11 protein-coding genes are annotated in these 14,189 nt (G+C 72.2%); 4 read left to right on the forward strand and 7 right to left on the reverse strand.

Annotated features, from left to right (window positions below):
* Positions 1-222: 222 nt before the first annotated feature.
* Positions 223-1,923, forward strand: a complete 1,701-nt coding sequence (locus tag ACF1G2_RS15410) for a chitinase (protein WP_391798743.1) — start codon at positions 223-225, stop codon at positions 1,921-1,923.
* 83 nt (positions 1,924-2,006) lie between these two features.
* On the opposite strand, the gene ACF1G2_RS15415 is transcribed toward ACF1G2_RS15410, so the two are convergent.
* Positions 2,007-3,284: an Nramp family divalent metal transporter gene (locus ACF1G2_RS15415; RefSeq protein WP_391798744.1), complete on the reverse strand. Its 1,278-nt coding sequence runs from the start codon at positions 3,282-3,284 to the stop codon at positions 2,007-2,009.
* Positions 3,285-3,472: 188 nt separating this feature from the next.
* Here ACF1G2_RS15415 and ACF1G2_RS15420 point away from each other — a divergent pair, with 188 nt between their 5' ends.
* On the forward strand, positions 3,473-4,810 hold the full coding sequence (locus ACF1G2_RS15420; protein ID WP_391798745.1) for a M14 family metallopeptidase: 1,338 nt from the start codon (positions 3,473-3,475) through the stop codon (positions 4,808-4,810).
* An 86-nt stretch (positions 4,811-4,896) separates the two neighbouring features.
* On the opposite strand, the gene ACF1G2_RS15425 is transcribed toward ACF1G2_RS15420, so the two are convergent.
* The 4 genes from ACF1G2_RS15425 to ACF1G2_RS15440 all read right to left on the reverse strand — a co-directional run bounded on the left by ACF1G2_RS15425 (position 4,897) and on the right by ACF1G2_RS15440 (position 8,939).
* Positions 4,897-6,363: a GntP family permease gene (locus tag ACF1G2_RS15425; protein WP_391798746.1), complete on the reverse strand. Its 1,467-nt coding sequence runs from the start codon at positions 6,361-6,363 to the stop codon at positions 4,897-4,899.
* A 94-nt stretch (positions 6,364-6,457) separates the two neighbouring features.
* Complete coding sequence (locus ACF1G2_RS15430) at positions 6,458-6,868, reverse strand: RidA family protein (RefSeq protein WP_391798747.1); 411 nt, start codon at positions 6,866-6,868, stop codon at positions 6,458-6,460.
* Positions 6,865-7,626, reverse strand: a complete 762-nt coding sequence (locus ACF1G2_RS15435; RefSeq protein WP_391798748.1) for an IclR family transcriptional regulator — start codon at positions 7,624-7,626, stop codon at positions 6,865-6,867. Before ACF1G2_RS15435 ends, ACF1G2_RS15430 begins: the two co-directional genes overlap by 4 nt.
* Positions 7,623-8,939 carry a sugar kinase gene (locus tag ACF1G2_RS15440; protein ID WP_391798749.1) on the reverse strand — a complete coding sequence of 439 codons (1,317 nt, stop codon included), beginning with the start codon at positions 8,937-8,939 and terminating at the stop codon, positions 7,623-7,625. Before ACF1G2_RS15440 ends, ACF1G2_RS15435 begins: the two co-directional genes overlap by 4 nt.
* Before the next feature lie 123 nt (positions 8,940-9,062).
* Between ACF1G2_RS15440 and ACF1G2_RS15445 the strand changes: the two genes are divergently transcribed.
* Entirely contained in the window at positions 9,063-10,346 is a 1,284-nt protein-coding gene (locus tag ACF1G2_RS15445) for an amino acid deaminase (protein WP_391798750.1), read from the forward strand.
* Between the two features lie 14 nt (positions 10,347-10,360).
* Complete coding sequence (locus tag ACF1G2_RS15450; protein ID WP_391798751.1) at positions 10,361-11,980, forward strand: amidohydrolase family protein; 1,620 nt, start codon at positions 10,361-10,363, stop codon at positions 11,978-11,980.
* A gap of 61 nt (positions 11,981-12,041) precedes the next feature.
* Here ACF1G2_RS15450 and mptB read toward each other — a convergent pair whose 3' ends face one another.
* Complete coding sequence (gene mptB / locus ACF1G2_RS15455; protein WP_391798752.1) at positions 12,042-13,511, reverse strand: polyprenol phosphomannose-dependent alpha 1,6 mannosyltransferase MptB; 1,470 nt, start codon at positions 13,509-13,511, stop codon at positions 12,042-12,044.
* Complete coding sequence (locus tag ACF1G2_RS15460; protein ID WP_391798753.1) at positions 13,508-13,966, reverse strand: hypothetical protein; 459 nt, start codon at positions 13,964-13,966, stop codon at positions 13,508-13,510. Before ACF1G2_RS15460 ends, mptB begins: the two co-directional genes overlap by 4 nt.
* Positions 13,967-14,189: the final 223 nt, after the last annotated feature.

Consider the following 14,189-nt stretch of genomic DNA (forward strand, 5'->3'; position numbering starts at 1 on the left):
TGGGCCCACCCCTGGGTCCACCCGTAGGTCCACCCGTAGGTCCGCCTATAGGCCCTCTCCTGGGCCTCGGCGTAGGCCCACCCCTGGGCCCGGGGACCCACCGCGCCAACTCCCCTACGCCACCAGAGGTCTTGACAAGTCGATTGGTCTGGACCAGCTTGTTCCCCCAAGCGGTGGCCACCGTTCCCGACCCCTCCCACACTCCCCCACCGGAGGCAGCAAGTGGACCGCACCACCACACGCTCGCGCAGATGGATCGGCAGCGCCCTCGCGCTGGCCGTCGGCTCCGGGCTCGTACTCGTCGGCGGCGCGGGCACCGCCCAGGCCGCGGACGTCAACGTGGCCAAGAACGCGGGCTTCGAGTCCGGCACCGCCAACTGGACCTGTACGGCGGGCAGCGGCGCCGCCGTCTCCTCGCCCGTACGGACCGGGGCGGGCGCCCTCAGGGCGACCCCGGCCGGGCAGGACAACGCCCGCTGCAGCCAGGTCGTCACCGTCAAGCCCAACTCGACGTACACGCTGAGCGCCTGGGTCCAGGGCGGGTACACCTACCTCGGCGCGACCGGGACCGGAACCACGGACGTCTCCACCTGGACCCCCGACAGCTCCTCCTGGAAGCAGCTGACCACCAGCTTCACCACCGGCGCCAACACCACCTCGGTGACGGTCTACACCCACGGCTGGTACGGCCAGGCCGCCTACCACGTGGACGACGTCTCCGTCTTCGGCCCGGACGGCGGGGGCGGCACCGACCCCGACCCGGTCGTCCCGTCGACCCCGGCGGGCCTCGCCGCGGGCACGGTCACCTCGTCCTCGGTCGCGCTGAGCTGGAACGCCGTCTCGGGCGCCACGGGCTACAAGGTCTACCGCGACGGCGCCCTCGCACAGACCGTCTCCGGCACCTCGGCCACCGTGACCGGTCTGGCCGCGAACACCTCGTACCAGTTCCAGGTCTCCGCGACCAACGCGGCGGGCGAGTCGGCCAAGTCCACCGCCGTCTCTGCGCGGACCGGTACCACCAATCCGGGCCCCGGGCCGTCCGTGCCCAAGCACGCCCTGACCGGCTACTGGCAGAACTTCAACAACGGTGCCACCGTCCAGAAACTGCGGGACGTGCAGGCGCAGTACGACATCATCGCCGTCTCCTTCGCCGACTCGACGACCACACCGGGCCAGATCGTCTTCAACCTCGACCCGGCCGTCGGCTACGCCTCCGTCGCCGACTTCAAGGCCGACGTCGCGGCCAAGAAGGCGGCCGGCAAGTCGGTCGTCATCTCGGTCGGCGGCGAGAAGGGGAACGTCACGATCAACAGTGACGCGTCCGCCACCACCTTCGCGAACAGCGCGTACGCCCTGATGCAGGAGTACGGCTTCAACGGGGTCGACATCGACCTGGAGCACGGCATCAACTCGACGTACCTGACCAAGGCACTGCGCCAGCTCTCCGCCAAGGCCGGTTCGTCGATGGTGCTCACGATGGCCCCGCAGACCATCGACATGCAGAACACGGGCACCGAGTACTTCAAGACCGCGCTGGCCGTGAAGGACATCCTCACGGTCGTCAACATGCAGTACTACAACAGCGGTTCGATGCTCGGCTGCGACGGCAAGGTGTACAGCCAGGGATCGGTGGACTTCCTCACCGCGCTCGCCTGCATCCAGCTCCAGGGCGGTCTGGACGCCTCCCAGGTCGGACTCGGCGTGCCGGCCTCGACCCGCGGCGCGGGCAGCGGCTACGTCGACCCGTCGATCGTGAAGAACGCCCTCGACTGTTTGACCCGCGGCACGGGCTGCGGCTCCTTCAAGCCCTCGCAGACGTGGCCGAATCTGCGCGGTGCGATGACCTGGTCGACCAACTGGGACGCGACGGCGGGCAACGCCTGGTCCAACGCGGTCGGCCCGCACGTCCACAACCTCCCGTAACCCGCACCCTGCGCCCACGCGAGCAGCGCCGCCGCTTCCCCCGGCGGCGCTGTCCGCGTTCCCGGCTCACCAGGGCAGCCCGCTCACCAGGGCAGCTCGCGCACCTGCTGGACGCAGAGCACGACGAAGAGCAGGCCGGCGGCCGCGAGCATCGTGTTGCTCACCGGTCCGTTGCGCCATTCGGCCGGGGTGCGGGAGGAGTTGAGGAGCCGGATCAGGGTCAGCGCCAGGAACGGCATGAAGAACGCGCCGATCACGCCGTACACGATGACGAGCCCGAACGGCTGGTCGAGGAAGAGCAGCGCGATCGGCGGAAAGGTCAGCCAGAGGAGGTACGCGCGGAACGGCAGGGACCTGTCGCGGGGCGTTCCCGCGGGTACGAGGCCGGGCCGGTAGTGCGCCACGAAGTCGGCGAACATCAGGCTGACGCCGTGCCAGACCCCGATGAGCGAGGTGAAGGAGGTGGCGAAGAAGCCGATCAGGAAGAGCTTGGCGGTGGCGTTCCCGTACCGCTCGGACAGGATGCCGCCGAGGTCGAGCAGCCCCTTGTCGCCCTTGGCGATCGCGAGCCCGGAGGCGTGCAGCAGCTCGGCGCCGACGAAGAGCATCGCGACGACGAAGATGCCGGTGGTGACGTAGGCGACGCGGTTGTCGAGCCGCATCACCTTCATCCAGCCGCTGTCCCGCCAGCCCTTGGCGTTGATCCAGTAGCCGTACGCCGCCAGGGTGATGGTGCCGCCCACGCCGCCGATCAGGCCGAGGGTGTAGACGAGGGAGCCGTCGGGAAGGGCCGGGACCAGACCGGCGACGGCGTCGCCGAGGTGAGGGGTCACCCGGACGGCGAGGTAGACGGTGACCACGAACATCACGCCGACCAGGACGGTCATGACCTTCTCGAAGACGGCGTACCGGTTGAACCAGACGAAGACCAGGCCGACCAGGCCGCACAGCACGGCCCAGACCTTGAGGTCCATGAGGCCGGGGAAGAGGGCGCCGAGCGGGAGGGCGCTGGAGGACATCGCGGCCGCTCCGTAGACGAAGCCCCAGACGACGACGTAGCCGACGAAGTAGACGGTGGTCCATGAGCCGAGGCTGCGCCAGCCGTCGAAGAGGGTCCGGCCGGTGGCCAGGTGCCAGCGGCCGGCTGCCTCGGCGAGGGAGATCTTGACGAGGCAGCCGATGACGGCGGCCCAGAGCAGGGTGTAGCCGAACTTCGAGCCCGCCACCAGGGTCGCGACGAGGTCTCCGGCGCCGACGCCGGTGGCCGCGACCACGATGCCGGGGCCCACGTACCGCCACGAGGCCTTTCGCGGGCGGGCGACCGTGTCATCGGCGCCCTCCTCCCGAGCGATCTCCGCCATGTCCGACCGCCTTTCACCCGTCCTGTGTGATCTGCTGGTTGGCCCAGACACCCAAGCGGGTGGGACGCGACAGCACAAGAGGGCATGGCCGAACTCCCTCTTGACCAGTTCATGTCATCGCCGGACGATGTGCCGGGACACCCGCACAGCCTGTCGCACACCCCCACACTCCCCACCCAGGAGACAGCATGCGACTTCGAACCCGCGGAAGAAGGTCCGCCACTCTCGCGGCCCTTCTGGCGCTCGCCCTGGCGGCGCCGCTCTCCGCCGGCGCGTACCAGGCCGGAGCCGACTCGGAACCGACCCCCGCCGCCGAGGAGGTCATCCGTCAGTACGAGATCCACGGCCCGTCCACGGTCGCCGAACGCACCGCGCTCGCCGCGACCGGCGTCTCGATCGACGAGGCGGACGACCACAGCGTCGTCGTCAGCGCCAACACCGCCCAGCTGCGCAAGCTCCGCGCGCTCGGCCACCGCCCCGAGGCGCTGCCCGCGCCGCCGGACCGGTCCGTCAAGGGCCTGGCCGCCAAGCCCTTCGACTTCCCCTCCACCGACGCGAGGTACCACAACTTCGCCGAGATGAACGCGGAGATCGACCAGCGCCTCGCCCAGTACCCGAACATCATGAACAAGCGGGTCATCGGGAAGACGTACCAGGGCCGGGACATCGTCGCCATCAAGATCAGCGACAACGTCGGTACGGACGAGGCCGAGCCCGAGGTCCTCTTCACCCACCACCAGCACGCCCGCGAGCACCTGACCGTCGAGATGGCGCTGTATCTGCTGCGTGAGCTGGGCGCGGGGTACGGCTCGGACACCCGCGTCACGAATCTGGTGAACAGCCGCGAACTCTGGATCGTGCCGGACCTCAACCCGGACGGCGGCGAGTACGACATCGCCTCCGGCTCCTACCGCAGCTGGCGCAAGAACCGGCAGCCCAACTCCGGTTCCTCCTACGTCGGTACGGACATGAACCGGAACTGGGACTACAAGTGGGGCTGCTGCGGCGGCTCCTCCGGCTCCAAGAGCTCCGAGACCTACCGGGGCGCGGCCCCCGAGTCGGCCCCCGAGGTCAAGGTCGTCGCCGACTTCGTCCGCTCGCGCGTGGTGGGCGGCAAGCAGCAGATCAGGGCGGCGATCGACTTCCACACGTACAGCGAACTGGTCCTCTGGCCCTTCGGCTGGACCACCGCGAACACGGCGCCGGGCATGACCCAGGACGACCGCGACGCGTTCGCGACCGTCGGCCAGAAGATGGCGGCCAGCAACGGCTACACGCCTGAACAGTCCAGCGACCTCTACATCACGGACGGGTCGATCGACGACTACCTCTGGGGCGCGCACAGGATCTTCGGCTACACCTTCGAGATGTACCCGGCCTCGTCCTGGAACGGCGGCTTCTACCCGCCCGACGAGGTGATCGAACGCGAGACGAGCCGCAACAAGGACGCCGTCCTCCAGCTCCTGGAGAACGCCGACTGCATGTACCGCTCGATCGGCAAGGCCTCGCAGTACTGCACGGCCTGACCCGGCACACGGGCAGGAGGGGCGCCCCGGAATCTCCGGGGCGCCCCTCGCCGTGCCGGAACCCGGCATGATCCGGGAGGCAGGTCCTAGACCGCCAGGCTCAGGGCGGCGGCGACGGCGAAGCCCGCCAGGGAGAGGACCGACTCCAGGACGGTCCAGGACTTCAGGGTGTCGCGCTCGGAGATGCCGAAGTACTTGCTCACGATCCAGAAGCCGCCGTCGTTGACGTGCGAGGCGAAGATCGAGCCCGCCGAGATGGCCATGATGACCAGGGCGAGGAACGCCTGCGAGTGGTCGCCGCCCTCGACCAGGGGCAGGACGATGCCAGCCGTGGTGACGATGGCGACGGTCGCCGAGCCCTGCGCGACCCGGAGGACGAGCGAGATCAGGTAGGCGAGGACGATCACCGGCAGGCCGACGTCGTTGAAGGTGTCGGAGAGGGCCTGCGCGACACCGCTCGCCTTGAGGACCGCGCCGAAGACGCCGCCCGCGCCGACCACCAGCAGGATGTTGCCGACCGGCTTCAGCGAGGAGGTGGACACCTGCTCCAGGGACTTGCGGGACCAGCCGCGCCGGATGCACAGCAGGTAGTACGCGAGGAAGAGCGCGATCGTCAGGGCGACGAACGGGTTGCCGAAGAACTCGATCACGGAGCGGGCCGTCGACGCGTCCAGGGCGATGGAGGAGAACGTCGCGGCGAGGATGAGGACCAGGGGCGTACCGATGATGAGGAGCACGGTGGCAAGGGAGACGGGCGCCTCGGAGGCACCGCCCTTGCGCTCGGCGGCGACCTGGGCCTTGGCGTCCTCCGCGGCCTCGACCATGTCCTGCGGGACCTCGACGAAGATGCGCCTGCCGATCCAGGCGGCGTAGGCCCAGGCGGCGAGGACGGCGGGGACGCCGACGACGACGCCCATGAGGATGACCCAGCCGAGCGAGACGTGGAGCATGCCCGCGGCGGCGACGGGGCCGGGGTGCGGCGGCAGGAAGGCGTGGGTCATGGAGAGACCCGCGAGGAGCGGCATGCAGTAGAGCAGGATCGATTTTCCGGACCGCTTGGCGGCCGCGTAGACGATCGGGGCGAGGACGAAGATGCCGACGTCGAAGAAGACCGGGATGCCGAAGATCAGTCCGGTGAGGCCCATCGCGAGCGGCGCGCGCTTCTCGCCGAAGAGGCCGAGCAGGCGGGAGGAGAGCACCTCGGCGCCGCCGGAGACCTCGAGGATCGCGCCCAGCATGGTGCCGAGGCCGATGATGATCGCGACATGACCGAGGATGCCGCCCATGCCGGTCTCGATGACGGAGGTGGCGGCGGACTTCTGGACGGTGCCGAAGAGTTCGGTGACGGAGAGGCCCGCGGCGAGGCCGACGCTGATGGAGACGGCGAGCAGCGCGACGAACGGCTGCAGCCTGACCTTGATGATCAGGAAGAGGAGGAGGGCGATGCCGAGGGCGGCGACGGTGAGCAGTCCGGCGGTGCCCGGTATCAGCAGCAGGAGACCGCCGGTGTGGGGCGGCGTCTCGGCGGCGGGGGGCGCGGCGGCGAGCAGCAAGGGGGACCTCGTTTTTGGGTAGGGGGGAGCGCGGCACGGCGTCCCGGGGCGGACGCCGTGCCGTGGAGCGGCGGTTTCAGGAAGATCAGTCCGGTCAGCCGAGGACCGCGAGGGCGTCGATCTCGATGAGGAGGCCCTGGGGGAGGCCGACGTAGACCGTCGTACGGGCCGAGGCGGGCGCCTTGAGGCCCTGCTCCTCGAAGTACGCGTTGTAGATCTCGTTCATCTCGGCGAAGTGGTCGACGTCGGTGAGGTAGACGCGCATCATCATCACGTCGTCCCAGCTCGCGCCGCCCTCCTCCAGGATCGCCTTGACGTTGGCGAAGGTCTGGAGGGTCTGCTCGCGCAGCGTGGGGCCGGCGGGCGTGGGCGGCTTGCCCTCCTCGGCGGGCAGGAAGCCGACCTGGCCGGCGACCTGGAGGATGTTGCCCTTCTTGACGCCGTGCGAGAACTTCGCGGGCGGGGCGGTGTGGGTGGCGGGCGTGAGTGCGGTCTTCTCGGTCATGTCCGGTCCTTGGTAGGGGTGTTGCCTGAGTAGTCCCGGCTGATGGCGTCGGCGGTGCGGCGCACCAGCGGGAGCAGGGTGAGGAGTTCCTCGGCCGTCACGACCACATTGGGTGCCGAGACCGACATGGCGGCGGCGACGCGGCCGTCGGCGCCGCGGATGGGGGCGGCGACGCAGTTGATGGACTCCTCGTGGCCGCCGAGGTCGGTGGCCCAGCCCTGTTCGCGTACGGTCGCCAGCTCCTTGAGGAACGCGGCGGCGCCGGGGGTCGAACGGGGCGTGTACATGGGGTAGTCGAGCTTGGCGGCGACGGCGCGCCGCTCGGTCTCGGGGAGGTCGGCGAGCAGCAGTTTGGCGACGGCGGCGACGGTGATCGCGACGGGCTTGCCGATGCGGGAGTACATCCGGACGGGGTAGCGGCTCTCGACCTTGTCGATGTAGAGGACCTCGCTCTCCTCGTACACGGCGAGGTGGACGGTGTGTCCGATCTGCTCGTTGAGGGCGGCGAGGTGGGGGTGCGCGATCTCCCGGATGTCGAGGTTCTCGACGGCCTCCTGCGCGAGGGCGAAGAGGCGGGCGCCGAGGCGGTAGCGCTGGTCCTGCTGGCGGTAGACGAGTCCGTGTTCGTGCAGGGTGCGCAGCAGCCGGAGCGCGGTGGACTTGTGCACCCCGAGCCGGTCGGCGACCTGCCCGAGGTCGGCGGGACCCTGGGCGAGCAGCGGCAGGATGCTGAGCGCGCGGTCGACGGTCTGGCTCATGGCGTACGTACCTCCTGGTCCGCCCCGGTCCAGCCGGGGGCGAGGTGCAGTCTCCCCCAGCTCTCGTCGTCGAGTGCGACGAGACGGTCGGCGTCTTCGGTACGGCCGGGCTCGCCGAGGTCTCCGGGGACGGTGAGCGCTGCGGCGGCCATGAGGTGGCCGTGCCTGATCCGGGCCCTGGCGTCGAGCCCGCGGAGGGTTCCGGAGAGGAACCCGGCGGCGAAGGCGTCGCCGGCGCCGACGGGGGCGACGACGTCGACGCGGGGGGCGGGGACGGCGGTGACGGTGTCGGGGACGGGGGTGTCGGGTGCGGGGGCGGCGGTGACGGTGTCGGGTGCAGGGGTGTCGGGTGCGGGTGCGGGGGCGCTGCGCGGGGCTCCTTCTCCGCCCCGCCGCTTCCCGAACTGGGGCTCCGCCCCAGGCCCGGTAGGGCTTCCGGCCGTGTCCTCAGACGCCGGACGGGCCGGCATCGCGGCCCGGGCGGCGAATCCAGCCCCGCCGGCGTTTGAGGCTCGGGGGTCTGGGGGCAGAGCCCCTGGTTCGGGGAGGGGCCGGGTGGGGAAGGAAGCCGCGCAGCGCTCGAAGACGACCGCACCCGCCGCACCCCGCTTGACCACCAGCACGGCCGGCTCGGGGAGCGCCTCACGGATCGCCTCCACGCCCTTGATACCCCACGCCTCCTCCGCCTCGTCCTCCCCGACGAACACCAGATCCGCTCCCCGAGCCAGTTCCAGCAGCACCCGCCCCCCGGCCGCCGCATCCCGCCAGAGCCCGGCTCGGAAGTTCACGTCGAACGACACCAGCGGCCGCCCGGCGCGCGCAACGGTGAGCGTCCTCATCAGCTCCAGGCAGTCCGGGGACAGCGCGGCCGTGATGCCCGAGAGGTGGAGCACCCGCCCGTCGCCCACGGAGTCGTACGGGACCGTCGCGGGCGACATCGCGGACGCCGCCGACCCGGCCCGGTAGTACGCGACCTCGTGTCCGGCGGTCGCCCGGTCGGTGGCCGTACGGAAGTAGATCCCGGTCGGCCGCCCGGGGTCCCGGCCCACCGCCGACACGTCGACCCCGTACGCCCCGATCGCCTCGACCAGGTGGTCGCCGAAGCCGTCCGCGCCGACCCGGCTCACCCACTTCGCCCGGTGGCCCGCCGTGGCCAGCGCGCAGGCCACGTTGGACTCGGCGCCGCCTATGGCGCGGGCGAACGAGGGGACGTCGGCGAGGCGGCCCGGCCGGGACGGCAGAAAGGTGACCATGGACTCGCCGAGGCAGACGACGTCCACGGGCGGCGCGTCCACGGGCGGGGCTCCGGTCACGTGCGGACTCCTCGTCGGTCATGCGGGTCCATTGACCCGGCGTTGGCCCGGATGTTAGACAGCCGTAAGCGATATGCGCAATGACCGTTGCACATCGTGCAACACCTCGACGAGGAGGACCCCATGCCCGCCGACCGGCCCACCCCGCAGCTGGCCAACGAGCGCGTCGACCACCGCTTCAAGGCCCTGCCCCCGGACGCCGAGGGTCTGACCGTCGGCGAGCTGGCCGCCCAGCGCCGCAACCTCTTCACGGGCGGCTTCACCACCCCCGTCCTCGCCCTCTCCGCCGAGTCCGTCGAGCACAACCTGCGCCTCCTGGAGACCTACTCCGAGCGCCACGGCCTCGCCTTCGCCCCGCACGGCAAGACCTCGATGGCGCCGCAGCTCTTCGACCGCCAGCTGGAGCACGGCGCCTGGGGCATCACCGCCGCCGTCCCGCACCAGGCCCGCGTCTACCGCGCCCACGGCATCGCCCGGATCTTCCTCGCCAACGAGCTCGTCGACGCCCCCGCCCTGCGCTGGCTGGCCTCCGAACTCGACGAGGACCCCGACTTCCGCTTCGTCTGTTACGTCGACTCCGTGCGCGGGGTCGAGCTGATGGACGCGGCGCTCACCGAGGCAGGCGCCCGCCGCCCGGTGGACGTCGTCGTCGAGCTCGGCGCCGGCGAGGGAGCCCGTACCGGAGCCCGTACGGAGGCCGACTGCACCGCCGTCGCCGACGCCGTCGCCACGACGACCACCCTGCGCCTGGTCGGTGTCGCCGGGTACGAGGGCGAGGTCCCGCGGGCGGACGCCGACCGCGTCCACGCCTGGCTGCGGCGGCTGACCGCCCTCGCCGCGGAGTTCGACAAGGCGGGCCGCTTCTCCCCGGAGATCGAGGAGATCGTGGTCAGCGCGGGCGGCAGCGCCTGGTTCGACGCGGTCGCCGACGTCTTCGCGGAGATCCCCGAACTCTCCCTCCCCGTACTGAAGCTGCTCCGCTCTGGGGCGTACGTCTCGCACGACTCCGGTCACTACCGCACGCTCACCCCCTTCAACCGGGTCCCCGAGGAGGGGGAGCTGCAGCCCGCGTTCAGGCTCTGGGCGCAGGTCGTCTCCCGCCCGACGCCCGAGCAGGCGTTCACCAACGCGGGCAAGCGCGACGCGGCGTACGACCTCCACCTCCCCGAGGCGCAGGTCGTCCGCGACGCCCGCACCGGCGCGGTCCGCCCCGCCGACGGCATCGCGGTCACCGGCCTCTCCGACCAGCACGGCTGGGTACGGACGGAGCCGGGCGCCGGGATCGAGGTCGGCGACTGGCTGGGCATGGGCCTCTCCCACCCCTGTACGTCCTTCGACAAGTGGCAGCTGATCCCGCTGGTCGAGGCGGACGGCACGGTCGTCGACTACATCCGCACCTTCTTCTAGAGGAGCCGGTCACCATGGACCTCGTCATCCGCGACGTGGACGTCATCGACGGCTCGGGCGGGGACTCGTACCGCGCCGACGTCGCCGTCGAGAACGGCAGGATCGCCGCCATCGTCAAGGAGGCCGCGGCGGCGGGCTGCCAGCGCCCGACCGCCCGGCGCGTCCTGGAAGCCGAGGGCCTCGTCCTCTCCCCCGGCTTCATCGACATGCACGCCCACAGCGACCTCGCGCTGCTGCGCGACCCGGAGCACACCGCGAAGGTCGCGCAGGGCGTCACCCTCGAAGTCCTGGGCCAGGACGGGCTGTCGTACGCGCCGGTCGACGACCGCACGCTCGCGGAGGTCCGCCGCTCGATCGCGGGCTGGAACGGCGGCGCTCCGGGTGACACGGCCGTCGACTTCGACTGGCGCACGGTCGGCGAGTACCTGGACCGCCTGGACCGGGGCGTCGCGGTGAACGCCGCCTACCTGATCCCGCAGGGCACGGTCCGGATGTACGCCGTCGGCTGGGACGACCGCCCGGCGACCGAGGCCGAGCTGAACCGGATGCGGCAGCTCGTCGCGGAGGGCCTGGAGCAGGGCGCGGTGGGCATGTCCTCCGGCCTGACCTACACCCCGGGGATGTACGCGAAGGACGCCGAACTCACCGAGCTCTGCAAGGTCGTGGCGGAGTACGGCGGCTACTACTGCCCGCACCACCGCTCGTACGGCGCCGGCGCGCTCCAGGCGTACGAGGAGATGGTCGCCCTCACCCGCGACGCGGGCTGCGCCCTGCACCTGGCGCACGCGACGATGAACTTCGGCGTGAACAAGGGCAGGGCGCCCGATCTGCTGGCCCTGCTGGACGAGGCGCTCGCGGGCGGCTCCGACATCTCCCTGGACACCTACCCGTACACGCCCGGCTGCACGACCCTCGTGGCGATGCTGCCGAGCTGGGCGGGCGAGGGCGGCCCGGAGGCGACGCTCGCACGGCTCCAGGACCCGGAGACCTCGGAGCGCATCCGCCACCACCTGGAGGAGCTGGGCTCGGACGGCTGCCACGGGGTGCCGATCGAGTGGGACACGATCGAGATCTCCGGGGTGGGCGACCCGGCGCTGGCGTCCTACGTCGGCAGGACGGTCCTGGAGTCCGCGGAGGTGCGCGGCGAGGACCCGTGGACCACGGCCCGGCGGCTGCTGATCGGGGACCGGCTCGGTTCGACGATCCTCCAGCACGTCGGCCATGAGGAGAACGTCCGCGCGATCATGCGCCACCGGGTCCACACCGGCGGCTCGGACGGCATCCTCCAGGGTGCCAAGCCGCACCCGCGGGCGTACGGGACGTTCCCGGAGTACCTGGGGAAGTACGCGCGGGACGAGGGCGTCCTGTCGCTGGAGGAGTGCGTGGCCCACCTGACCTCCCGCCCGGCGGCCCGCCTCCGCCTCCCCGACCGCGGCCTGGTCCGCGAGGGCCACGTCGCGGACCTGGTCCTCTTCGACCCGGGGACGGTGGCGGCGGGCTCGACGTACGAAGCCCCCCGCACGCTCCCGGTGGGCATCCCGTACGTCCTCGTGAACGGCGAGTTCGTGATGGAGGACGGCACACGGACGAACGCCGTGCCGGGCCGGTCGATCAGACGGACACCGGTGGGGTGACGCCCCCCGTGCGGGCCACCGCCCCGCCAGGGGGTGGGGGTGGGCACACGGGACGGCGCCCTTACAGGCGCGTCCGCTCCAGGTGCCCGCCCGCCACGGGTTCGGCGTCCGTGGCGGGCCGGGCCCACGGCGACCGCCGCACCCACAGCAGCCCCACTCCCAGCACCACGCCCGCCGCCACGAACCCGTACCAAGGCGTGGCCCCCGACGGCGCCGTCTCGTACACGAGCGCCGCCGACAGGACGGCGAGCACCTGTCCCGCCCGCCCCCGCCACGCCGGTGTCGCCGCCACCACGCACACCCCCCACAGCAGGTACCACGGCTGCACCATCGGCGAGAGCGCGACCAGCGCCACGAGCGAGAGCCCGAGACCCAGGACCGGATCGATCCGCCCCCGCCACGCCCGCCAGGCGAGCGTCAGGACGACCGCCACCGCCGCCAGCAGCCCGAGCTTCTGGACCACGCCCTTCACCGGGTCGGGGTCGTCCGCGAGGAGCAGTCCGAGCCCGAGCCCCACGTCGCTGGTCAGCGACAGCGCGGTATGGATCGCCCCGGCGACGCTCTGCGTGCGCAGCCAGCCGAACCCGGTCCCGGCCGCCACCGTCGCGCCCACGGCGACCGCGCCCGCCACGAGCCCCGGCAGGACGAGGCCTTTCGCCACGCCCCGGCCGCCGCCCTCCCGCCGCGCGATCGTCACGCCGATGAAGAGCAGTGCGACCGCCGCCGGTGACTTGATCATCATGGCGAGTCCGACGAGCACACAGCCGAGCACCCACCGGCCCCGCACCGCCAGCAGGACCCCGCCGAGCATGAGTCCGGCCATCAGCCCGTCGTTGTGCGTCCCGCCGACGACATGGATGAGGAAGAGGGGGTTGAGCGCGGCCAGCCACAGCGCGCCGCTGTCGCCGCCGAGGCCCCGGACGGCCCGGACGACGAGCAGGAGCGCGCCGAGCGCGATCAGCCGCATACCGATCACGGCCGGCACGATCTCGCCGCCGGTCAGCTTGACGACAGCCTGGGCGAGGACGAGGAAGACCGGGCCGTACGGGGCCGGGGTGTCCGTCCAGTGCCCGCCGACGCTCGCCGCGGCGTCCGCCCCGAGGTCGCCGGGGCCGAGGACCGACGGCCCCGCCCCGTACACGTCGTACCCCTCCAGGACCATGCCGCCCTGCGCGATGTAGCTGTAGACGTCGGCGCTGTACAGCGGCGGCGCGAGCACCAGCGGCGCGGTCCACCACGCGAGCGTGGAGAGCACCCGCTCCCGCGCGTCCCGTACGCCACGCGCCAGGAGCGCCCCGTACCGCCACCAGGCCACGACGAGCAGGGTCAGGCCGAGGTACGCGAGGAGGGCGCCGGCCGGCGCCGCCGCGGACTCCCGGGGCACCCACACGCCCCACGGCTCACGCGCCGGGAGCGTCCCGGCGGTGTAGCCGCCCACGGTGACGGCGAGCGCGCCGAACGCCCCCAGCCACCGGCAGCCGTAGGCGCTCCCCAGGCGGCTCCACGTCGCCGCGACCGCTCCCGGCCTCACCTGGGACGCTTCGTCTGCCCGGGGGCCCCGCCCGACTTCCCCGGCTTGCCGCTCCCGGAGCCCCCGGTCGCGGTGGGCCCGGGTGCCTCCGTGGCGGAGGAGCTCCCCGGGACGGACGCCGAGGCCGACGTGGCCGCCGACGCCGAGGGGGACTCGGACGCGGACCGGGCCGCGGCGGACGAGGACGCCGAAGGCGTACCGGTCGCGTCGCTCTCCTCCCCGTCGCCGGAGGGGTCGGCCCGGATCAGCGAGGGCATCCCCGGCCGGCCGTCGTCGACCGCCGGCGCCCCGCCGGTCTGGCCCGACCGGAACGCCCCGGAGACGACCGCGACCAGCAGCCCGACGCCGACGACACCGGCGCCCGCCAGCAGTCGGCGCGGGCCCGGGGTGCGCCGCTTCGTGGCATGACGGCGGCGGCCGGGGGCGTCTGCGGCTCGGTCACGCTGGTGGCTCATGGCCGCGCATTCTACGGAGCGGACAGCGGGCCGAGTCGCGCCAGGTCACCTCCCGGGGCCGGCCAGGACACGGCTCGGGGCACCGGCCGGGACACGGCCTGGAGCACGGCCCCGGAGCACGGCCCCGGAGCACGGCCCTGAAGTGCACCTTCCAGCCCCCGGGCCAGGCTCCGATCTGCCCGACGTGTCCCAAAACACGAGGCGACCCGCGCCACACCCCCGT

Origin of the sequence: Streptomyces sp. NPDC013457 (assembly GCF_043089925.1) — a bacterium.
In the GTDB taxonomy this organism is placed as follows: Bacteria; Actinomycetota; Actinomycetes; order Streptomycetales; family Streptomycetaceae; genus Streptomyces.

Bases quoted from the DNA above. Each gene is read 5' to 3' on its own strand.
- ACF1G2_RS15430 (WP_391798747.1), bottom strand. From the start codon at position 6,868: ATGACCGAGAAGACCGCACTCACGCCCGCCACCCACACCGCCCCGCCC.
- ACF1G2_RS15445 (WP_391798750.1), top strand. From the start codon at position 9,063: ATGCCCGCCGACCGGCCCACCCCGCAGCTGGCCAACGAGCGCGTCGAC.
- ACF1G2_RS15460 (WP_391798753.1), bottom strand. From the start codon at position 13,966: ATGAGCCACCAGCGTGACCGAGCCGCAGACGCCCCCGGCCGCCGCCGT.
- ACF1G2_RS15450 (WP_391798751.1), top strand. From the start codon at position 10,361: ATGGACCTCGTCATCCGCGACGTGGACGTCATCGACGGCTCGGGCGGG.
- ACF1G2_RS15415 (WP_391798744.1), bottom strand. From the start codon at position 3,284: ATGGCGGAGATCGCTCGGGAGGAGGGCGCCGATGACACGGTCGCCCGC.
- ACF1G2_RS15435 (WP_391798748.1), bottom strand. From the start codon at position 7,626: ATGAGCCAGACCGTCGACCGCGCGCTCAGCATCCTGCCGCTGCTCGCC.
- ACF1G2_RS15420 (WP_391798745.1), top strand. From the start codon at position 3,473: ATGCGACTTCGAACCCGCGGAAGAAGGTCCGCCACTCTCGCGGCCCTT.